The 18,323-nt window shown below is 66.6% G+C and carries 22 protein-coding genes and 1 tRNA gene; 15 read left to right on the top strand and 8 right to left on the bottom strand.

The window, feature by feature from the left end; translation table 11 throughout:
• Window positions 1-252 precede the first annotated feature (252 nt).
• On the top strand, window positions 253-2,127 hold the full coding sequence (locus tag J7I44_RS02045) for an MFS transporter (RefSeq protein WP_209614987.1): 1,875 nt from the start codon (window positions 253-255) through the stop codon (window positions 2,125-2,127).
• An 89-nt stretch (window positions 2,128-2,216) separates the two neighbouring features.
• On the opposite strand, the gene J7I44_RS02040 is transcribed toward J7I44_RS02045, so the two are convergent.
• The 8 genes from J7I44_RS02040 to J7I44_RS02005 form a co-directional block, all read right to left on the bottom strand.
• Complete coding sequence (locus J7I44_RS02040) at window positions 2,217-3,086, bottom strand: CobD/CbiB family protein (RefSeq protein WP_209614985.1); 870 nt, start codon at window positions 3,084-3,086, stop codon at window positions 2,217-2,219.
• A gap of 121 nt (window positions 3,087-3,207) precedes the next feature.
• Window positions 3,208-4,176 carry an NAD(+) diphosphatase gene (gene nudC, locus J7I44_RS02035; protein WP_425599735.1) on the bottom strand — a complete coding sequence of 323 codons (969 nt, stop codon included), beginning with the start codon at window positions 4,174-4,176 and terminating at the stop codon, window positions 3,208-3,210.
• Complete coding sequence (gene erpA / locus J7I44_RS02030) at window positions 4,173-4,541, bottom strand: iron-sulfur cluster insertion protein ErpA (protein WP_209614980.1); 369 nt, start codon at window positions 4,539-4,541, stop codon at window positions 4,173-4,175. The genes nudC and erpA overlap by 4 nt, the downstream gene beginning before the upstream one ends.
• 84 nt (window positions 4,542-4,625) lie before the next feature.
• On the bottom strand, window positions 4,626-5,057 hold the full coding sequence (locus tag J7I44_RS02025) for a bactofilin family protein (protein ID WP_209614978.1): 432 nt from the start codon (window positions 5,055-5,057) through the stop codon (window positions 4,626-4,628).
• A 2-nt stretch (window positions 5,058-5,059) separates the two neighbouring features.
• Window positions 5,060-5,800, bottom strand: coding sequence for a DUF6776 family protein (locus tag J7I44_RS02020; RefSeq protein WP_209614977.1), 741 nt, complete (start codon window positions 5,798-5,800; stop codon window positions 5,060-5,062).
• Between the two features lie 271 nt (window positions 5,801-6,071).
• A complete protein-coding gene (gene bfr / locus J7I44_RS02015; protein WP_209614974.1) occupies window positions 6,072-6,542 on the bottom strand; it encodes a bacterioferritin in 471 nt (156 codons plus the stop codon).
• 101 nt (window positions 6,543-6,643) lie between these two features.
• Window positions 6,644-6,841 carry a (2Fe-2S)-binding protein gene (locus J7I44_RS02010; RefSeq protein WP_209614972.1) on the bottom strand — a complete coding sequence of 66 codons (198 nt, stop codon included), beginning with the start codon at window positions 6,839-6,841 and terminating at the stop codon, window positions 6,644-6,646.
• 56 nt (window positions 6,842-6,897) lie between these two features.
• Window positions 6,898-7,443: an RNA pyrophosphohydrolase gene (locus J7I44_RS02005; RefSeq protein WP_209614970.1), complete on the bottom strand. Its 546-nt coding sequence runs from the start codon at window positions 7,441-7,443 to the stop codon at window positions 6,898-6,900.
• 156 nt (window positions 7,444-7,599) lie between these two features.
• Between J7I44_RS02005 and J7I44_RS02000 the strand changes: the two genes are divergently transcribed.
• The 14 genes from J7I44_RS02000 to J7I44_RS01935 all read left to right on the top strand — a co-directional run bounded on the left by J7I44_RS02000 (window position 7,600) and on the right by J7I44_RS01935 (window position 18,281).
• A tRNA-Met gene (locus J7I44_RS02000) sits at window positions 7,600-7,676 on the top strand.
• A gap of 82 nt (window positions 7,677-7,758) precedes the next feature.
• Complete coding sequence (gene queD, locus J7I44_RS01995) at window positions 7,759-8,121, top strand: 6-carboxytetrahydropterin synthase QueD (RefSeq protein ID WP_209614968.1); 363 nt, start codon at window positions 7,759-7,761, stop codon at window positions 8,119-8,121.
• A 119-nt stretch (window positions 8,122-8,240) separates the two neighbouring features.
• Window positions 8,241-8,627, top strand: a complete 387-nt coding sequence (locus J7I44_RS01990) for a phasin family protein (protein ID WP_209614966.1) — start codon at window positions 8,241-8,243, stop codon at window positions 8,625-8,627.
• Between the two features lie 250 nt (window positions 8,628-8,877).
• On the top strand, window positions 8,878-9,243 hold the full coding sequence (locus J7I44_RS01985; protein WP_209614964.1) for an ATP synthase subunit I: 366 nt from the start codon (window positions 8,878-8,880) through the stop codon (window positions 9,241-9,243).
• 3 nt (window positions 9,244-9,246) lie between these two features.
• Window positions 9,247-10,053, top strand: coding sequence for a F0F1 ATP synthase subunit A (atpB, locus tag J7I44_RS01980; RefSeq protein ID WP_209614962.1), 807 nt, complete (start codon window positions 9,247-9,249; stop codon window positions 10,051-10,053).
• Between the two features lie 68 nt (window positions 10,054-10,121).
• On the top strand, window positions 10,122-10,403 hold the full coding sequence (gene atpE / locus J7I44_RS01975; RefSeq protein WP_209614961.1) for a F0F1 ATP synthase subunit C: 282 nt from the start codon (window positions 10,122-10,124) through the stop codon (window positions 10,401-10,403).
• A gap of 90 nt (window positions 10,404-10,493) precedes the next feature.
• A complete protein-coding gene (locus J7I44_RS01970) occupies window positions 10,494-10,964 on the top strand; it encodes a F0F1 ATP synthase subunit B (protein ID WP_245187861.1) in 471 nt (156 codons plus the stop codon).
• 2 nt (window positions 10,965-10,966) lie between these two features.
• Window positions 10,967-11,500 carry a F0F1 ATP synthase subunit delta gene (locus J7I44_RS01965; protein WP_209614957.1) on the top strand — a complete coding sequence of 178 codons (534 nt, stop codon included), beginning with the start codon at window positions 10,967-10,969 and terminating at the stop codon, window positions 11,498-11,500.
• A gap of 123 nt (window positions 11,501-11,623) precedes the next feature.
• Complete coding sequence (atpA, locus tag J7I44_RS01960) at window positions 11,624-13,174, top strand: F0F1 ATP synthase subunit alpha (RefSeq protein WP_209614956.1); 1,551 nt, start codon at window positions 11,624-11,626, stop codon at window positions 13,172-13,174.
• A gap of 119 nt (window positions 13,175-13,293) precedes the next feature.
• Complete coding sequence (gene atpG, locus J7I44_RS01955; RefSeq protein WP_209614953.1) at window positions 13,294-14,211, top strand: F0F1 ATP synthase subunit gamma; 918 nt, start codon at window positions 13,294-13,296, stop codon at window positions 14,209-14,211.
• Between the two features lie 125 nt (window positions 14,212-14,336).
• A complete protein-coding gene (gene atpD / locus J7I44_RS01950; protein ID WP_209614951.1) occupies window positions 14,337-15,770 on the top strand; it encodes a F0F1 ATP synthase subunit beta in 1,434 nt (477 codons plus the stop codon).
• Between the two features lie 114 nt (window positions 15,771-15,884).
• Window positions 15,885-16,313 (top strand): F0F1 ATP synthase subunit epsilon, encoded by a 429-nt coding sequence (locus J7I44_RS01945; protein ID WP_209614949.1) that lies wholly within the window; start codon window positions 15,885-15,887, stop codon window positions 16,311-16,313.
• 300 nt (window positions 16,314-16,613) lie between these two features.
• Entirely contained in the window at window positions 16,614-17,135 is a 522-nt protein-coding gene (locus tag J7I44_RS01940) for an energy transducer TonB (protein ID WP_209614946.1), read from the top strand.
• Between the two features lie 63 nt (window positions 17,136-17,198).
• The gene (locus tag J7I44_RS01935) at window positions 17,199-18,281 is read left to right on the top strand and encodes a DUF748 domain-containing protein (protein ID WP_209614945.1); all 1,083 of its coding nucleotides are present in this window, start codon (window positions 17,199-17,201) and stop codon (window positions 18,279-18,281) included.
• Window positions 18,282-18,323: the final 42 nt, after the last annotated feature.

Raw genomic sequence — 18,323 nt, 5'->3', positions numbered from 1 at the left:
CCCACTCGACGCAGGCGCCAGGTCGGCGGGCGCCGTGTGCGCCGCGGAAGGCATCGCTGGCACGGGATACGCCAGGCCACCCTCCCCGGTGACCTGCTTGGCGTCGAGCCCCAGCGGCTCGGTGCTCGGATTTCGACGCGAATCGCCCCGGTGGCCCCTCCGCGCGCCGAAGGTATTCCCATCGATGACTTCGCGCAACGAGGCGGCGGGCTTTCACGCTAGGCTAGCGCCAGCTCCCAGCCCAGGACCCGCATGAGCCAATTCGCCTTGCTCGGCCAGCGCCGTTTCGCCCCGTTCTTCTGGACCCAGGCGCTGGGCGCGTTCAACGACAACGCCTTCCGCAACGCACTGGTGATGCTGGTGGCGTTCCAGATGGGGCTGGACGACAAAAGCGTGTCGCTCTACACCAATCTGGCGCCGGCGCTGTTCATCCTGCCCTTCTTCCTGTTCTCGGCCACCGCCGGGCAGCTGGCGGAGAAGTACGAGAAGACGCGCATCATCCGTGCAGTGAAGTTGTTCGAGATCGGCGCGATGGCGCTGGCGGCGATCGGCTTCCACACGCACGACACCACGCTGCTGCTGGTGGTGCTGTTCCTGATGGGGTTGCACTCGACCACCTTCGGGCCGATCAAGTACGCGATCCTGCCGCAGGCGCTCAAGCCTGGCGAGCTGGTCGGCGGCAACGGGTTGGTCGAAATGGGCACGCAGCTGGCGATGCTGGTGGGCATGATCGCCGGCAATTCGCTGATGCTGGTCGCCGGTATCGGTCCGTGGCTGGCCTCGGCCGCGACGATCGCCGTGGCGGTGGCCGGCTACCTGGCCAGCCGGCGGATACCGCCGGCGCCAGCGACCGCGCCGGAACTGAAATTCAACTGGAATCCGTTGAGCGAAACCGCGCGCGTGCTTGGCATCGTGCGCCGCGATCGGGCCGTGTTCAACGCGGTGCTGGGCATCTCCTGGTTCTGGTTCTTCGGCACCGTGCTGATCGCGCAATTGCCCAACTACACGCGCGAGACGCTCGGCGGAGACGGCTCGGTCAATACGCTGGTGCTGACCCTGTTCTCGATCGGCACGGGCGTGGGCGCACTGCTGTGCGAGCGGATGTCCGGCAGGCGCGTGGAGATCGGCCTGGTGCCGCTGGGCGCGTTCGGCCTGACCGTGTTCGGCGTGGACCTCTACTTCGCACGCCACGGCGCGGCGCTGGCGCAGGGGCTGGACTGGCTGGCCTTCCTGCGGGCCGCCGGCAGCTGGCGCGTGGCGCTGGATCTGACGCTGATCGGCGTGTTCGCCGGCTTCTACGTGGTGCCGCTGTTCGCTTTCGTGCAGGCACGCGCGCCGCGCGAGCAGCTCTCGCGCGTGATCGCCGGCAACAACATTGTCAACGCGCTGCTGATCGTCCTGGCGGCGGGTTTCGGGCTGGGTCTAGGCGCGCTGGGGTTCGATGCGGTGGAGACGTTCCTCGCCGCGGCGCTGCTCAATGTGGCGGTGGCGGCGTACATCTTCACGCTAGTGCCCGAATTTCCGATGCGCTTCATCACCTGGGTACTGGTGAACACGCTCTATCGCGTGCGCGTCGAAGGTATGCGCCACGTGCCGGAGGAAGGGCCGGCATTGCTGGTGTGCAACCACGTCAGTTTCATGGACCCGCTGTTGCTGATGGCGAACCTGCGCCGACCAGCGCGCTTCGTCATGTACTACCGGATCTTCAACATTCCGCTGCTGCGGTTCGTCTTCCGCACGGCCAGGGCGATACCGATCGCCGGCCAGAAGGAGGATCCAGCGGTGCTGGCGGCGGCCTACGAGGCGATCGACCAGGCGCTCGCCGCGGGCGAAGTGGTCTGCATCTTCCCCGAGGGCGGGCTTACGCGCGACGGTGAAATCGGACCTTTCCGGCCCGGTGTGTTGCGCATCCTCGAACGGCGGCAGGTGCCGGTGGTGCCGATGGCGCTGCGCGGTTTGTGGGGCAGCGTATGGAGCCGGCGCGACACGCGCCTGGGGCGCGCACGCCTGCCGCGGCGTTTCCGCGCGCGGGTGGAACTGGTGGTCGATGCGCCGGTGATGCCGGAACGGCTGCGGCTGGACGCGCTCGAAGCGCGCGTGCGCGAACTGCGCGGCACGCTGGCCTGAGACCTCCGTACGTGTGCAGGGCCCGCTTGCGGGCGACGCTCTTGTTCCAGTGACGCAAGTGCACCGCCCGCAAGCGGGCTCCTGCAGCGTCAGGTGAGCCAGCCGCCCAGCACGATCAGGGCGACCACGCTCAACCAGGCCAGCAGCGCGCGCAGGAAGGCGCCGCGCATGCGCACCAGTTCCAGCAGCGGATCGGAACGCTCTTGGGCATAACCATCGCCTGCCTCGATTTCCACCTCGATGTCGGCACAGGCCGCGGCAGCCAGGAAATCGGGCCCATCGGTGTACCAACTGGTCGGTGCCGCGTGCAGGCGCCAACGATGCCAGGCGGTCATCACCGCGTCCCAGTGACCGACCAGCGCCAGGGTGAACACAAGCAGCTGCGCGGGCAGCCAGTCCAGCGCGTTGGCGACATAGCGCGCGTGGCGGCGGCTGGCGGCATCGAGCGCCAGCGTGTCATCGCGACCCAGCGTCTGCGCCAGCCGGTAAAGCAAGGCGCCGGCGGGCCCCAGTACGAAGAACCAGAACAGCACCCCGAAGCGCCGCCGCAGCGCGGCAAGCGCCACCGCCTCGCCCAGCGCGTGGGCATTCCAGGCGACCTGCGCACCCGGCTCGGCCAGGCGCTGCGCGGCGGCCTGGCGGGCAACCGGATCGGGCGCGTGCAGGACCGACTCCAGATCCGCCTCGAAGGCGTGCGGTCCGAGCCCATAAAGCAGCACTACCACGGCGAAAGCCAACTGCAGGAAGACGCCCAGCGGCACGTGGCCGAGCAGTTCGGCCAGCAGCAGGCAGAGCACCGCCGGCACCACCAGCGTCAGCAGCACACGCCCCCGTCCGGCCGTGTCGTCCAGCTGCCTGACCCAACCGCGAAACACGCCATCGCCGCGCCACTGCGCAAGCTGCGGCAGCAAATGCAGGAGGCCGAGGGCGAGGAGGGCGGCAAGCAGGCTGAGGGCCATCAGAAGGTTTCCTTGATACGCCCGACCATTCTAGGGCAAGCGTTGCGCTCGCCCTGGAGAAGCGTGCCCGGGCGCGAGCGCGGTGCGCGGCGCGGCCACCCGGTCGCGCACAGGTGCGCTCCTACAGGTGGTCGGCGGTGAGCTCGTCGAGCTCCAGCCCGGCGCGTTCGCGCAACCAGTGCGCCAACAGCTGGTAGGACACCGACAACCGCGTCGGCGTAGCGAAGCTGCCGTCGGCCAGGCCGGCCACGATCTGCGCGGGCGTAAACCAGCGTGCCTCTTCCAGTTCGCCGTCACGCAGGTCTATCGACGGATCCAGCGCCTGCGCGAGGAAGCCAACCATCAGCGACGCCGGCAACGGCCAAGGCTGTGAGGAGTGGTAGTGCACCTCGCCCACGCGCACGCCGGACTCCTCGGACACTTCGCGGCGCACGGCGTCTTCCAGCGACTCGCCCGGCTCGACGAAGCCGGCCAGCGCCGACCAGCGCCCCTTCGGCCAGCTCGCCTGGCGCCCGAGCAGACAGGCGCCCTCGTATTCGACGATGGCGATGATCGCCGCGTCGGTACGCGGAAAATGAAGCCGCCCACACGACGGGCTGGTGCACCGCATGCGATGGCCCGCGGCGACACGCTCCAGCGGCGCGCCGCAGCCGCTGCAGAAGCGCGTCTCGCGCTGCCAGTGCGCCAGCCCCTTGGCGTAGGCGAACAACCCCGCCTCGGCAGCGGACAATCGCAGGCCGGCTTCGCGCAAGCCGATGCGGCGGGCGGCGAGACGGTCCTGAAGGGCTTCGGCCAGCGGCGCTTCGTCCAGCGCGAGCAGGAAATGCGGACAGCCTTCGGCGATGCCCAGCAGGCTGGCAGGCACATCGGCGAACAGCTCGCGGCGCTCGGCTTCGCCCAGCCAGCGCAGGTGCTCGGCTTCGCGCAGGAGGTAACTCTCACCCGAGGGGTCCAGCACCAGATAGCGTGCCTGCGCGCAGCTGCATTGTTCGGCGAGCCACGCTTCCTGGTCGCGGCGCTCGGCCATGCGATCGAGCACCAGGCTCAGCCCGGCGAAGATGTTGGTGACGGGCGCGGCCATCGACTTCAGGTGGAGAACGAGGAGCCGCAGCCGCAGGTGGTCTTGGCGTTCGGATTGCGGATCACGAACTGCGCGCCGGAAAGGCTCTCGGCGTAATCGATCTCGGCGCCGGTGAGGTACTGCAGCGAGAGCGGGTCGACCAGCAGGGTCACGCCTTCGCGATCGAGCGCGAAGTCGTCCTCAGCCTGCGCTTCGTCGAAAGTGAAGCCGTACTGGAAGCCCGAGCAGCCGCCACCGGAGATGTACACGCGCAGCTTCAGCGCGGGGTTGCCCTCCTCGACGATCAGCTCGTGCACCTTGCGCGCGGCGGCCTCGGTGAACACCAGCGGTGCGTTGGCCTGGCGGTAGTCGGGAATCGAGACGAGGGTTTCCATGGGGCGAATGTGCGGTTGCGGAGGCGCGAACTCAAGGATAACGCCTGCCGGGTGGCAGGCGCTCGCGACGCGGCGCTCCCGGTATCAGGCCGGCACGGCGTCGTCCAGCTCCGCGTCCGGCTGCGCCGGCGAGGGCAGCTCGCGGGCGCTCGGCTCCACGCGATGGCTCATGCGGCCGTTTACCTGCGCGCCGCCGGCCATTTCCAGCGTGCGGTAGTGCACGTCGCCGGTGATGCGTGCCAGCGGGGCCAGCTCCAGCCGCTCGCCGGCGTGGATGTCGCCTTGCACGGAGCCGTTGACGATCACGTGCGGCACGTGGATGTCGCCTTGCACCTGGCCGTACTCGCTTACCGTGAACACGGCGTCCTCGCCGTCGGCCAGCACGGTCCCTTCGATGCGACCGTCCAGGTGGAGCGCGCCGCTGAAGCGCAGGTCGCCACGGATCACCGTACCGCGGGCGATCAGGCTGGTGTCGCTGCTGCCGTCGGTTCGGTCGGTGCGGCGTCGGTTGAACATGGTCAGTTTCCCCCTTCGATCGTGGTGAGGTTGCCCGACAGCGCATCGTTCCACGCCACGGCGCGGTCGACGGCGTCGCCGTCCTCGGGTTTGACGTGAATACGCAGTCGCGTAGGCTTGAAGTCCGCCGGCAACATGAACGTGGCATGCAGCTGCTGGAAATAGCGGAAGCGGAAGGACAGGCCGTCCTGTTGCGCGGCGTCGCCCAGTTGCGACCAGCCCAGCGCTACCACCTTGTCGCCACGCACGCCTTCGACGCTGAGTGTCACCGCGCCGCTGACGTCGCTGCCGCGCTTGGCGTTCTGGGTAAGGCTGAGCGCGAGGTTCCAGGCGTGCGACCCATTGACCGGGCGCAACTGCACTTCCTGCACCTTGAGGCCTTCGCGCTGCGCGTTGCCGCCGACCAGGCGAGAATAAAAGCCCAGATCCGCCCGCAGGCCATTAATTTCCTCGTCGCGCTCGGTCAGCGTGCCGCGCAGCGATTTGGTTGCGATGTCCGTGACCTGCTGCGCGCGCTTGAGATTGGCAAGCTGCTGCTTGAGCTGCTCGTTTTCGGCGGACAGCTTCCTGGCCTCGCGATGGTCGACCGCGGCGGGCGTGGTGCGCCAGGCCAGCGTGCCAACCACGGCGCCGGTCAGCAGCACGCTGGTCAGCCAGGCCACGCCCAGCCACAGCCGGCGGCGGCGCAGGCTCGCCTCATCGTGCGGGCGCACGACGAAGCGCGGAGGCGGGCGTGAAGCCATGGAAAAATCCGGAACTACTGGGGTGACCGGTATAGCCGCTGCGTGACGAAAGCGTCAAGGAACGGCCGCACGCTTTCCGATTCGCCACCGGATGCCTTCAAGGCGCCCGCTTGCGGGCGGCCTTTGGGCGATCGGAGCGTCTGGGTCCACGCGTCCTGAGCCAGCCGATGGCAGGCTTCGCGTTCTCGTCGTCCGGGCTGGGGCCTTGTTGCCGATCCGAGACTCCCTTAAGGCATCGCCGCGCAAGCGGGCTCCTGCAAGGGGCAAACGGTCAACTGCCCATCTTGCTCTGCAGGTAGCGCTCGGCGCCGATGTCCTTGACCAGGTTGAGCTGGGTCTCGAGCCAGTCGATGTGCTCTTCCTCGTCGTGAAGGATGTTCTTGAACAGGTCGCGGCTGACGTAGTCGGCGATGCCCTCGCTGTGCGCGATCGCGGCACGTAGATCGATCGCCGCGGCCAGCTCCAGGTCCAGGTCGCCCTGGATGCATTCGAGCACGTTCTCGCCGATGCGCAGCTTGCCCAGGTGCTGGAGGTTCGGCAGGCCGTCGAGAAACAGGATGCGTTCGATCAGATGATCGGCATGCTTCATTTCCTCGATCGATTCCTTGTACTCGTGCTCGGCCAGCTCGCCGTAGCCCCAGTCCTTGAACATGCGGTAATGCAGGAAGTACTGGTTGATCGCGGTCAGTTCGTTGTAAAGCACCTTGTTGAGGTACTCGATGACCTTGGCGTCGCCTTTCATGGGGGAAGTCTCCGGTGCAGGGTCGACCGGTGACTATACGGGCTCGGGCGCCCGCGGGTGGGAACGCGAATGGTTGCGGTTTGGCGTCCGCCCGCGGCGGGTCAGGCGGTGATCAGCGGCAGCGGGAAAGTCACCTGCGCCAGCGCGGCGTCCAGCGTGGCGCGCGCTTCGGGTTCGCAGCAGCCGCAGCAGTCCGAACAGCCGGTGCGCGCCTGCAGTTCGGCGAAGGTGCGCACGCCATCGGCGACGGCGCGGCGGATGTCGCCGTCGGTCACGGCGTTGCAGAGGCAGATGTACATGGCCGCGCATTCCAGCGCGAATGCGAATGATTGTCAACTAGGTTTCGCGGCGTCGTTCAGGCGACCGCGCGGTTGCCCGGCGGGGAGCCCTCCGCGTGGCGTGGCAGGGCGCCAAGCTCGACGCTCAGCATTGCCTCCACCAGCGGCGCGAAGTGGCGCAGCGCCCGCTCGTAGACCTGCCGCTTGAAGCTGACCACATGCACGGCGGGGTACCAGAAATCGACCCAACGCCAGATATCGAACTCCGGCTTGTCACAGGCGTCCAGCTTGAGCGCATCCTCGCCGCCGACCAGGCGCAGCAGGAACCACACCTGCTTCTGGCCGATGCAGGTCGGGCGCTGATGGTGGCGCACGTAGCGGTTGGGCAGGCGATAGCGCAACCAGCCGCGGGTGCTGGCGACCACTTCGACATGTTCGGGCAGCAGGCCGGTTTCCTCGGCCAGCTCGCGATACATGGCCTCAAGCGGTGTCTCGTCGCTGCGCATCCCGCCCTGCGGGAACTGCCAGCCGTCGTGGCTGACGCGGCGCGCCCAGAACAGGCGGCCCTCTGCGTTCAGCAACACGATGCCTACGTTAGGGCGATAACCATCCGCATCGATCATGACGCCTCCTCGGGCCCGCGTGCCGCGTATCGAGCGGCCACGAGCTTCGATCCAACCATAGCGCGCGTGGCGATGGAAAGCGAAGAGGCTTGAACCGGCCGGGTGCGCCAATTACACTGCCGGGCTCCGTTGGCGTCCGCGCCAGCGACGCCCCATGGCTATGTAGCTCAGCCGGTTAGAGCACAGCACTCATAATGCTGGGGTCGGTGGTTCGAGTCCACCCATAGCCACCACGCGCCCGCGGCGCCGTGCCTGCCTCCCCAGTCTTCTTTCGTCGTCCGGCCCTGGCCCTGGGGCGACGTACAATCGCTCGCCATGCATATCCATAAAGTCTTCCAGATCGAGGCGGCGCACCGGCTGCCCAACGTGCCCGCCGGGCATAAGTGCGCGCGGTTGCACGGGCACTCGTTCCGCATCGAGATCCACGTCGAAGGTGAGCCTGACCCGGCCATGGGTTGGGTCATGGACTTTGCCGACGTCAAGACCGCCTTCGCTCCGCTGTTCGAGCAACTGGACCACCACTATCTCAACGAGATCGAGGGGCTGGAGAATCCGACCAGCGAGATGCTGGCGCGCTGGATCTTCCGCCGCCTGGAAACGCGGCTTCCAACGCTGGATCGGGTGGTGGTGCACGAAACCTGCACGTCGGGCGCGAGCTGCAGTCGTGAGAGCTTCTGACGCGGTGCAATAGGGCCGCGGTCGCCGGCAGATAGCAACGGCAACGTTTTAATGTTGCATTGCACAAAATCGTTTGCTAGGCTTGTTCCACTTCCCAAGACTCCCGCGAGGGACAAGCCATGACCACGTCGTTCGATTTCCAGGCGTTTGACTATGCCCGTCAGTTCGCCGACAACGCCTTCAAGGCGCAGTCGCTGTTTCTGAAGGGCCTCGAGCAGGCCGCCGGCCTGCAGTTGGGTGCGCTGGAGCAGCAGGCTCGCTCCGCCGCCGACTTCCTGCTTGCTGCTGGCGAGGCCCGCGATCCGGAGGCCATGCGCGGCCTGTGGGACAAGGGTGTGGCACTGGGCCGTGTGCAGGCCGAGCAGGCCGTGACGCTGAGTCAGGGCCTGGTGGCTGTCGGTCGCCAGACCGCCGAGTCGCTCGGCGCACTCGTGCAGCCGCTCGCGGCCGCCAACGATGCGGTCGCTACGGGCGCTACCGGAGGCCGCAAGTCGGCCGCCCGCTAAGGCTTCTGCCCGCGTCCCCGTCCTCCCCGCCGGAGGCGCATTCCCAGGGTCGGACTGTTGTCCGGCCCTTTTTTTGCGTCGCACGCAGGAAGTTGCGAGTCGTTCAAAGTGAACGCCAGCGCCCGCACGACAAGATGTCGCAGCCCTGCGGCTTGTCCCTGCAAATAGGCGGCTGATATACTTTTGCGGATTGGATCGTGGCCCGTAGCTGCAAGGGTGACGCCTGGTGCGAAGCCGCGCGGGAACACACGTGCTCAATAGTCTTGCCTCCGGACGCCGCCTGGCCCTGCGCATCGTGATGTGGCAGGTCGCTGTGGCAGCGCTGGTCGGTCTCGTTTTCCTGATGCAGGGGCGCCGCGAAGCCTTGGCGGCCCTTGCAGGCGCCCTCGTGATGGCGCTGGGCAACGCGCTGCTTGGCGCGCGGGCCTTCGCCGGGATGCACGGGGCGGGCATGGCGCTGGGGCGTCTGCTGGTGGGCATGATCCTCAAGTGGATCGCGGTCATCGGTGGGATGGGCGTGATCCTCATCAAACTGAAACTGCCGCCGCTGGCCGCCATTACGGGGCTGGCGGCTGCTTACGCGGTTCATCTGCTGGCGTTTCGATTCAAGGGTTGACACATGGCAAGCGAGCCGCAGGGCGGTCTTACCGAATACATCTCGCATCACCTGAAGCACCTGACTCCGCACAGCAATCCGGAGGGGTTCTGGGCGGTGCACATCGATTCGATCACCGTGTCGCTGGTGCTCGGCGTGCTGTTCTGCCTGTGGTTCTGGATGAAGGCGCGCAAAGCCACCGCCGGTGTGCCGGGCAGGGGGCAGGCGTTCGTCGAGATCGTGCTCGAGTTCGTCGACGGCCAGGTCAAGGACGTCTTCCACGGTGATCGCCGCGTGCTTGGCCCGTTGGCGTTGACCGTGTTCGTCTGGGTCTTCCTGATGAACGCGATGGACCTGCTGCCGGTCGACCTGCTGCCCTGGATCACCGAGAAGTTCGGCATCGGCCACTTCCGCGCCGTGCCCACGGCAGACACCAGCATGACCTTCGCGATGTCGCTGACGGTGCTGGTGCTGATCATCTTCTACAGCTTCAAGGCCAAGGGCTTCAGCGGCTACATGAACGAGATGTTCACCGCGCCGTTCGGCAAGCATCCGTTGCTGTGGCTGCCCAACTTCGCGCTGAACCTGGTCGAGCTGCTCTCCAAGCCGGTGAGCCTGGCGATGCGACTGTTCGGCAACATGTACGCCGGCGAGCTCGTGTTCATGCTGATTGCCGGTCTGTTCAGCGCCGGCAGCTGGTTGCTCTACGGCATGGGCATCGTCGGCTACACCGTGTGGGGCATCTTCCACATCCTGATCATTTCGATCCAGGCCTTCATCTTCATGGTGCTGACCATCGTCTACATCTCGATGGCTCACGAGCACCACTGATCTGCTGTCCGTCCTTTCGAACAACGTCCAACCGAAACACATAAGCTTTTCTTTCTGAGGAGATCGTCGTGGAAGCTATCGTTCAAATCGCGCAAGTCCAGGGTTTCACCGCCATCGCGCTGGGCCTGATCATCGGCCTGGGCGCCCTTGGCGCCTGTATCGGTATCGGCGTCATGGGTTCGAAGTTCCTGGAAGCCGCTGCCCGCCAGCCGGAGCTGGTGCCGCTGCTGCAGGGCCGCATGTTCCTGCTCGCCGGCCTGATCGACGCGGCGTTCCTGATCGGCGTGGCGCTGGCGATGTACTTCGCGGTGGCCAACCCGCTGCTGGCCAGCCTGACGGCCGCCGGCTAAGTCGCCTCGACGGCGCTTCGGCGCCGTTCCCCTACGGGCGTCGCCGCGGCGCCCGTAGCCGTACCACCCGCATTTACAGGTAATGCAGCGATGCTTCCCAACGCGACCTTGATCGGCGAAATGATCGCTTTCGCCATCTTGATCTGGTTCTGCGTCCAGTTCATCTGGCCGCACATCAACAAGGCCATCGAAGAGCGCCAGCTCAAGATCGCCGAAGGCCTCGATGCCGCCGAGCGCGCCCGCGCCGAGCTGCGCGATGCCGACAGCAAGGTGGCCGCCGAGATCAAGGTGGCGCGCCAGCAGGCCGCCGAGATCATCGATCGCGCCCAGCAGCAGGCCAACCAGATCCTGGACAAGGCCCGCGCCGACGCCATCGGCGAGATCAACCGCCTGAAAGCCAGCGCGCAGGACGACATCGCCTCGATGGCCCAGCGTGCCCGCGAGGAGCTGCGCGAGAAGGTCGGCGCGCTTGCCGTGCAGGGTGCCGCCAAGATCGTGCAGCGCGAGATCGACCCGGCCGCGCACAAGGCGTTGCTCGACCAGCTCGCCACCGAGATCTGACCATGGCCCAGGCAATCACCCTCGCCCGTCCGTACGCGCGCGCCGCTTTCGAGCTGGCGCACGAGGCCGGCACGCTTGGCGAATGGTCGCAGGCGTTTTCCTTCGCCGCCGCGGTGGCGAAGGATCCGCGCGTTTCCGCGCTGGTCGGCGACCCGCGCGTGAAGCCGGCGCAGCTGGTGGCACTGCATCTGCCGCAGGGCATGGGTACGGACACCGCGTTCGCCCAGTTCCTGCAGACGCTGGCCGAACAGCGCCGCCTGGCGCTGCTGCCGGAAGTGGCTGACCTGTACGAGGAACACAAGCGTGAGGCGGGCTCGCAGCTGAAGGTCAAGGTGACCAGCGCGATGGCGCTGGACGCCGCCCAGACCGAACAGCTGAAGGCCTCGCTCAAGCGCCGCTTCAAGCGCGAGATCGAACTGGAGAGCCATGTCGACCCGGCGCTGCTCGGCGGCGTGGTGATCGACACCGGCAACGAGGTGATCGACGGCTCCGCCCGCGGCCGCCTGCAGCGCCTGGCCTCCGCGCTGGCAAGTTGATTCAAGCGCGGCCTGCGGGCCGCGGGACAGTGCCGGCGATCCGGCGCTGACAAAACATCGAAGAGCACGCCGGCCATGGGGTCGGACGCTTGAAAAAGCATTCCCAAATTCAGGAAAGCGACCATGTCCAGCACCACTCTGAACCCGTCCGAGATCAGCGAACTGATCAAGAGCCGCATCGAGCAGTTCAAGCTCGGTGCCGAGGCCCGCAACGAAGGCACCATCATCAGCGTGTCCGACGGCATCGTGCGCATCCACGGCCTGGCCGACGTGATGCAGGGCGAAATGATCGAGCTGCCGGGCAACGCCTTCGCGCTCGCGCTGAACCTCGAGCGCGACTCGGTCGGCGCCGTGGTGCTGGGTGAATTCCAGCACCTGAAGGAAGGCGACACCGCCAAGACCACCGGCCGCATCCTCGAAGTGCCGGTCGGCCCCGAGCTGCTCGGCCGCGTCGTCGACGCGCTGGGCAACCCGATCGACGGCAAGGGCCCGCTCAACGCAAAGAAGACCTCGCCGATCGAGAAGGTCGCGCCGGGCGTGGTGTGGCGCAAGTCGGTCGACCAGCCGGTGCAGACCGGCTACAAGGCGATCGACTCGATGATCCCGATCGGCCGCGGCCAGCGCGAGCTGATCATCGGCGACCGCCAGACCGGCAAGACCGCGGTGGCGATCGACGCGATCATCAACCAGAAAGATTCGGGCATCTACAGCATCTACGTCGCCATCGGCCAGAAGCGCTCCTCGATCGCCAACGTGGTGCGCAAGCTCGAAGAGAACGGCGCGCTGGCCAACACCATCGTCGTCGTCGCTTCGGCCTCCGAGTCGGCCGCGCTGCAGTACATCGCGCCGTATTCGGGTTGCGCCATGGGCGAGTACTTCCGCGACCGCGGCGAAGACGCGCTGATCGTGTACGACGACCTGTCCAAGCAGGCCGTCGCCTACCGCCAGATCTCGCTGCTGCTCAAGCGCCCGCCGGGCCGCGAAGCCTACCCGGGCGACGTGTTCTATCTCCACTCGCGTCTGCTCGAGCGTGCTGCGCGCGTGAACGAGGCCTACGTCGAGAAGGAAACCAACGGCGAGGTCAAGGGCAAGACCGGTTCGCTCACCGCGCTGCCGATCATCGAGACCCAGGCCGGCGACGTCTCGGCGTTCGTGCCGACCAACGTGATCTCGATCACCGACGGCCAGATCTTCCTGGAAACCGACCTGTTCAATGCCGGCATCCGCCCGGCCGTGAACGCCGGTATCTCGGTGTCGCGCGTGGGTGGTGCGGCGCAGACCAAGATCGTCAAGAAGCTGTCCGGCGGCGTGAAGCTGTCGCTGGCGCAGTTCCGCGAGCTGGCCGCGTTCGCGCAGTTCGCCTCGGACCTCGACCCGGCCACCCGCGCCCAGCTCGACCGCGGCCAGCGCGTGACCGAGCTGATGAAGCAGAAGCAGTACGCGCCGCTGTCGATCGCCGAGCTCGCGCTGTCGGTGTACGCCGCCGAGAAGGGCTACCTGGACGACCTGCCGGTCGCCAAGGTGCTCGACTTCGAGCGCGGCCTGCACGCGTTCTTCCATCAGAACCACGAGGAACTGATGAAGAAGATCGTCGCGACCGGCGACTGGAACGGCGAGATCGAGGGCGTCTTCAAGAGCGGCCTGGACGAGTACAAGAAGACGGGGAGCTGGTAGGCCGTAAATCGGCAATGGGAAATCGGGAATCGTAAAAGCACAAGCGCGCTGCACCCTGGCTTCCAACCATTCCCGATTCCCGATTTACCATTCCCAAGCGAGCACAGCGAGCGACAAAAATGGCAAGCGGACGCGAAATCAAAACCAAGATCAAGAGCACGCAGAACATGCGCAAGGTGACGCGCGCGCTCGAGATGGTCTCGGCCTCGAAGATCCGCAAGGCGCAGGACCTGATGAAGGCCTCGCGTCCGTATGCGCGGATGATGCGCCGGGTGATCGCCCACGTGGCCCAGGCCAACACGGACTTCAAGCATCCGTTCCTCGTCGAGCGTGACAACGTCGCGCGCGTGGCCTTCATCGTGATCTCCACCGACCGCGGCCTGTGCGGCGGCCTCAACTCCAACCTGTTCCGCCGCGTCCTGCCGGCCGTGCGCGAGTGGCAGGACAAGGGCGTGCAGGTCGACGTGGTGGCGATCGGGCAGAAGGCGATGCAGTTCTTCCGCCGCATCAAGGGCGTCAACCTGGTCGGCAGCGTCAGCCACCTGGGCGAGCGGCCCAAGCTGGAGCAGCTGGTCGGCGTGATCAAGGTCGTGCTGGACGCCTATGCGGCCAACGGCCTGGATCGCGTGTTCCTGGCCTACAACGACTTCGTCAACACCATGACGCAGAAGCCGATGGTCGACGCGCTGCTGCCGCTGCCGCTGGTCGCGGCCGAGCTGGCCGCGCAGCAGGGCTCGGGCGACAACGCCTACGCCGGCATCACGCTCGAGCAGACCCACGACTGGGATTACATCTACGAACCCGACGCCGCCGCGGTGCTCGAGCACGTGCTCGGCCGCTACGTGGAGTCGGTGGTGTACCAGGGCGTGCTGGAGAACCTCGCCAGCGAGCACGCCGCACGCATGGTCGCGATGAAGAGCGCCTCGGACAACGCCAACAAGGTCATCGCCGAACTGACCCTGAGCTACAACAAGGCGCGCCAGGCGGCGATCACGCAGGAAATTTCCGAAATCGTCGGCGGCGCGGCGGCGGTCTGATTTTCCCGGGAATGGTCAATAGCAAATAGGGAATCGAAAGAGCCGCGCGACGCGCTTTGACGATTTCCGATTCACGATTCCCCATTCCCGTACCCGAATACAAATTACGAGTGGAGCTACCACAAATGAGCCAGGGCAAAGTTGTTCAGATCATCGGCGCGGTCATCGACGTCGAGTTCGCGCGCGATCAGGTGCCGCAGGTGTACGACGCACTGAAGATCGACGGCATGGACATCACGCTGGAGGTCCAGCAGGTGCTGGGCGACGGCGTCGTCCGTACCATCGCACTGGGCTCCACCGAAGGCCTGCGTCGCGGCCTGGTCGCGCACAACACCGGCGAAGGCATCAAGGTGCCGGTCGGCAGCGCCACCCTCGGCCGTATCATGGACGTGCTGGGCAACCCGATCGACGAGGTCGGCCCGATCAACGCCGAAGACCACTGGGTCATCCACCGTGAGGCGCCGAGCTACGACGAGCAGGCCGCGGCCAATGAGCTGCTGGAAACCGGCATCAAGGTGATCGACCTGGTGTGCCCGTTCGCCAAGGGCGGCAAGGTCGGCCTGTTCGGCGGCGCCGGCGTGGGCAAGACGGTGAACATGCTGGAGCTGATCAACAACATCGCGACCCAGCACTCGGGCCTGTCGGTGTTCGCCGGCGTGGGCGAGCGTACCCGCGAAGGCAACGACTTCTACCACGAGATGCAGGACGCGGGCGTCGTGAAGCTCGACAACCTGCCCGAGTCCAAGGTGGCGATGGTCTACGGCCAGATGAACGAGCCGCCGGGCAACCGCCTGCGCGTCGCGCTGACCGGCCTGACCATGGCCGAGTACTTCCGCGACCAGAAGGACGCGTCGGGCAAGGGCAAGGACGTGCTGCTGTTCGTCGACAACATCTACCGCTACACGCTGGCCGGCACCGAGGTGTCCGCGCTGCTCGGCCGTATGCCGTCGGCGGTGGGCTACCAGCCGACCCTGGCCGAGGAAATGGGCGTGCTGCAGGAGCGCATCACCTCCACCAAGACCGGTTCGATCACCTCGATCCAGGCCGTGTACGTGCCCGCGGACGACCTGACCGACCCGTCGCCGGCCACCACCTTCGCCCACCTGGATGCGACCGTGGTGCTGTCGCGCAACATCGCCGCGCTCGGCATCTACCCGGCGGTGGACCCGCTGGACTCGACCAGCCGCCAGCTCGACCCGAACGTGATCGGCACCGAGCACTACGACGTCGCCCGCCGCGTGCAGGGCACGCTGCAGCGCTACAAGGAGCTCAAGGACATCATCGCGATCCTGGGCATGGACGAGCTGTCCGAGGAAGACAAGCAGGTCGTGTCGCGCGCGCGCAAGTGCGAGCGCTTCTTCAGCCAGCCGTTCCACGTGGCCGAAGTGTTCACCGGCGCGCCGGGCAAGTACGTGTCGCTGGCCGAGACCATTCGCGGCTTCAAGATGATCGTCGACGGCGACGTGGACCACCTGCCGGAGCAGGCGTTCTACATGGTCGGCGGCATCGACGAGGCGATCAAGAAGGGTGAGGAAATGTCGGCGAAGAAGGCCGCTTAAGCGACCTTCGGGAATCGGGAATCGTCAATCGGGAATCGCAAAAGCGAAGCCCGCGCAGCCTGACCATTCCCGATTGACCATTCCCCATTTCCGTCGAGCGAAGCGAGACCAAGCATGACCACCACCATCCGCGTCGAAGTCGTCAGCGCCGAAGCCGCGATCTACTCGGGCGAGGCCACGATGGTCGTCGCCACCGGCGACCAGGGCGAGCTGGGCATCACACCACGCCACGCGCCGCTGATCACCCGCCTGAAGCCGGGCAAGGTCGTGGTGACCGAGGCCGGCGGCGAGAAGGTCGACATCTCGATCACCGGCGGCGGCATCCTGGAAGTGCAGCCGCATGCCGTCACCGTGCTGGCCGACACCGCCGTGCGCTCCGAGGAAATCGACGAGGCCGCCGCGCTGGCCGCCAAGAAGGAAGCCGAAGAAGCCCTGGCCAACCGCTCCGACGCCATCGACGTGGCCGAGGCGCAGGCCAAGCTGGTCGCCGCGCTGACCCAGCTGCAGGCGCTCGAGCGCCTGCGTAGGAACCTCAAGCACTGACAGGCTGCGAAGCCTGACGGACAACGCCGGCCTCGTGCCGGCGTTTTCGTTTGCGACGACCAGGCTCCCACTCCTCGGGGGACCTGATCAGGCCCTGTTGAGCGGACGTCAACCCCGCCAAGGCGGGGTCGATTTTGGCTTCCCGTTTGCCGGGGCTCCGGCTCGTGGGAAAGAGGGGTGGGGGGCGGCCCCCGGCGATGCTGCGCGTCGCGAGGAAACGCCTGGAAAGCAAAGCGCGCGAGGCGGATTTTGCGCTTGTGACCCTCGCGGCTAGGCTGTCACGGCCTCCAGGAAGGATCCATGATGACTCGCGCGCTCACCCTGTTCGTCGCCGCCACCCTGCTGGCCGGCTGTGTCCACACCGCACAGAAGCAGGACGCCCAACCCGGCATCGGGTCGGCAAGCTACCGTACCGCGGAGGGCACCGGGCTGGCGCACTACAAGCTGGCGATCGGCCAGATCGCCATGGGCGCGACGCTGGAAGTGCACGAGCCGCCCGTCTATCCCGCGTCGGTGCTCGCCCGCTGCCCGCCACAGATCGAGCTGCCGGCACGCGTGATCGTCGGCACCCAGGGCAACGTCGATGAGGTGCGCATGAATGCGCCGGACACGCAGCAACCCTTTGCCGAATCCGTGCGGGCAGCCGTCCAGCACTGGCGCTACACGCCATTGACGATCACCCGCTGGGCCGCCGATGCCGACGGCACCAGCCACCCGGTCGACAGCGAAGCCAGGCCATTCAGCCTTGACTATGTGTTCACCTTCCATTGCGAGCACGGCCGCACATCGGTTTCTTCCGGGCCGGACGCGACAGCACGATGACCTGAACGCCGCGCCCACACGCGGCGGCCTAGACTTCGGCGGACTGGGCTGTCAGGACCGCGCATGAAACACGTCGCCCGCCGCACGCTGGTCATCGTGCTGGTTATCGTCGCGCTGCTGGTGGTGGCGCGACTGGCCCTGCCCTACGTGGTCAAGGACTACCTCAATCGCAAGATGGACCGCATGGGTGACTATCACGGCCATGTCGCCGATGTGGACATCCATCTCTGGCGTGGCGCCTACAGCCTTGGCGATCTGCGCATCGACAAGGTGGACGGCAAGGTGCCGGTACCGTTCTTCTCCGCGGCCACCACCGATATCGCGATCAGCTGGCGCGCAATCACCCACGGCACGGTCCGTGGCCGCGTCGAGTTCGACCACGCCAGCCTCAACTTCGTCGACGGTGGAAGCCGGGCGCCGAGCCAGGCCGGTACGGGCGTGGACTGGCGCCAGCAGCTCGAAGGGCTGGTGCCGATACGCCTCGACGAGGTGACCGTGCACAACAGCCAGGTCACGTTCCACAACTTCGTGTCCCATCCCAAGGTGGACATGAAGATGACCGACGTGGAAGCCAGGGCGGTCAACCTGAGCAACGCCGATCGCAGCCAGGGCAGCCGCGTGGCCGATTTCCACGCCACCGCGAAGGTGCTTGGCAACGCGCCGCTGATGGCCGACGCCCGTTTCGATCCGTTGGACCCCAAGCTGCTGGACTTCACCTTCGACCTGCGTATCCGCCAGATCGAACTCAAGCGCCTCAATGACCTCGCCCGCGCCTACGCCAGGCTCGACTTCGCCGGCGGCAACGGCACGTTCGTGATGCAACTGCAGGCGCGTAACGGCGAGCTCAACGGATACGCCAAGCCGCTGCTGCACGACGTCAAGGTGTTCAGCTGGAAGCAGGATGTCGAAGAGGACAAGGAGAACCCGCTGCAGGTCGCCTGGGAGGCCCTCGCCAGCGGCGTCACCTGGCTGTTCAAGAACCACGAGAAGGACCAGTTCGCCACCAAGGTGCCGATCAGCGGTCGCATCGACAGCAAGGACGTCGGCGCCTGGCGCGCGGTGATCAACGTGCTGCACAACGCCTTCGTGCAGGCCTACACGCCCAAGCTCGAGGATCTGGAGCCGGCGCCGGAGAAGCAGGACTGATCAGTCCGCTTCACGAACGCGCTGGTATCCTCGTCGGCATCG

Origin of the sequence: Frateuria flava (assembly GCF_017837635.1) — a bacterium.
GTDB classification, from domain to species: Bacteria; Pseudomonadota; Gammaproteobacteria; order Xanthomonadales; family Rhodanobacteraceae; genus Frateuria_A; species Frateuria_A flava.
Note: the sequence above shows the minus strand (reverse complement) of the source record. Positions and strands in the feature narration are given on the sequence as shown.

Excerpts from the sequence above, each read along its gene's own strand:
- J7I44_RS02045 (WP_209614987.1), top strand. The coding sequence starts at position 253 with ATGAGCCAATTCGCCTTGCTCGGCCAGCGCCGTTTCGCCCCGTTCTTC.
- atpB (WP_209614962.1), top strand. The coding sequence starts at position 9,247 with ATGGCAAGCGAGCCGCAGGGCGGTCTTACCGAATACATCTCGCATCAC.
- J7I44_RS01970 (WP_245187861.1), top strand. The coding sequence starts at position 10,494 with ATGCTTCCCAACGCGACCTTGATCGGCGAAATGATCGCTTTCGCCATC.
- J7I44_RS01940 (WP_209614946.1), top strand. The coding sequence starts at position 16,614 with ATGATGACTCGCGCGCTCACCCTGTTCGTCGCCGCCACCCTGCTGGCC.
- J7I44_RS02010 (WP_209614972.1), bottom strand. The coding sequence starts at position 6,841 with ATGTACATCTGCCTCTGCAACGCCGTGACCGACGGCGACATCCGCCGC.
- J7I44_RS01990 (WP_209614966.1), top strand. The coding sequence starts at position 8,241 with ATGACCACGTCGTTCGATTTCCAGGCGTTTGACTATGCCCGTCAGTTC.
- bfr (WP_209614974.1), bottom strand. The coding sequence starts at position 6,542 with ATGAAAGGCGACGCCAAGGTCATCGAGTACCTCAACAAGGTGCTTTAC.
- erpA (WP_209614980.1), bottom strand. The coding sequence starts at position 4,541 with ATGGAAACCCTCGTCTCGATTCCCGACTACCGCCAGGCCAACGCACCG.
- queD (WP_209614968.1), top strand. The coding sequence starts at position 7,759 with ATGCATATCCATAAAGTCTTCCAGATCGAGGCGGCGCACCGGCTGCCC.
- J7I44_RS01965 (WP_209614957.1), top strand. The coding sequence starts at position 10,967 with ATGGCCCAGGCAATCACCCTCGCCCGTCCGTACGCGCGCGCCGCTTTC.
- atpD (WP_209614951.1), top strand. The coding sequence starts at position 14,337 with ATGAGCCAGGGCAAAGTTGTTCAGATCATCGGCGCGGTCATCGACGTC.
- J7I44_RS02025 (WP_209614978.1), bottom strand. The coding sequence starts at position 5,057 with ATGTTCAACCGACGCCGCACCGACCGAACCGACGGCAGCAGCGACACC.
- J7I44_RS01935 (WP_209614945.1), top strand. The coding sequence starts at position 17,199 with ATGAAACACGTCGCCCGCCGCACGCTGGTCATCGTGCTGGTTATCGTC.
- J7I44_RS01945 (WP_209614949.1), top strand. The coding sequence starts at position 15,885 with ATGACCACCACCATCCGCGTCGAAGTCGTCAGCGCCGAAGCCGCGATC.
- J7I44_RS02005 (WP_209614970.1), bottom strand. The coding sequence starts at position 7,443 with ATGATCGATGCGGATGGTTATCGCCCTAACGTAGGCATCGTGTTGCTG.
- J7I44_RS02040 (WP_209614985.1), bottom strand. The coding sequence starts at position 3,086 with ATGGCCCTCAGCCTGCTTGCCGCCCTCCTCGCCCTCGGCCTCCTGCAT.
- J7I44_RS02020 (WP_209614977.1), bottom strand. The coding sequence starts at position 5,800 with ATGGCTTCACGCCCGCCTCCGCGCTTCGTCGTGCGCCCGCACGATGAG.
- atpA (WP_209614956.1), top strand. The coding sequence starts at position 11,624 with ATGTCCAGCACCACTCTGAACCCGTCCGAGATCAGCGAACTGATCAAG.
- atpG (WP_209614953.1), top strand. The coding sequence starts at position 13,294 with ATGGCAAGCGGACGCGAAATCAAAACCAAGATCAAGAGCACGCAGAAC.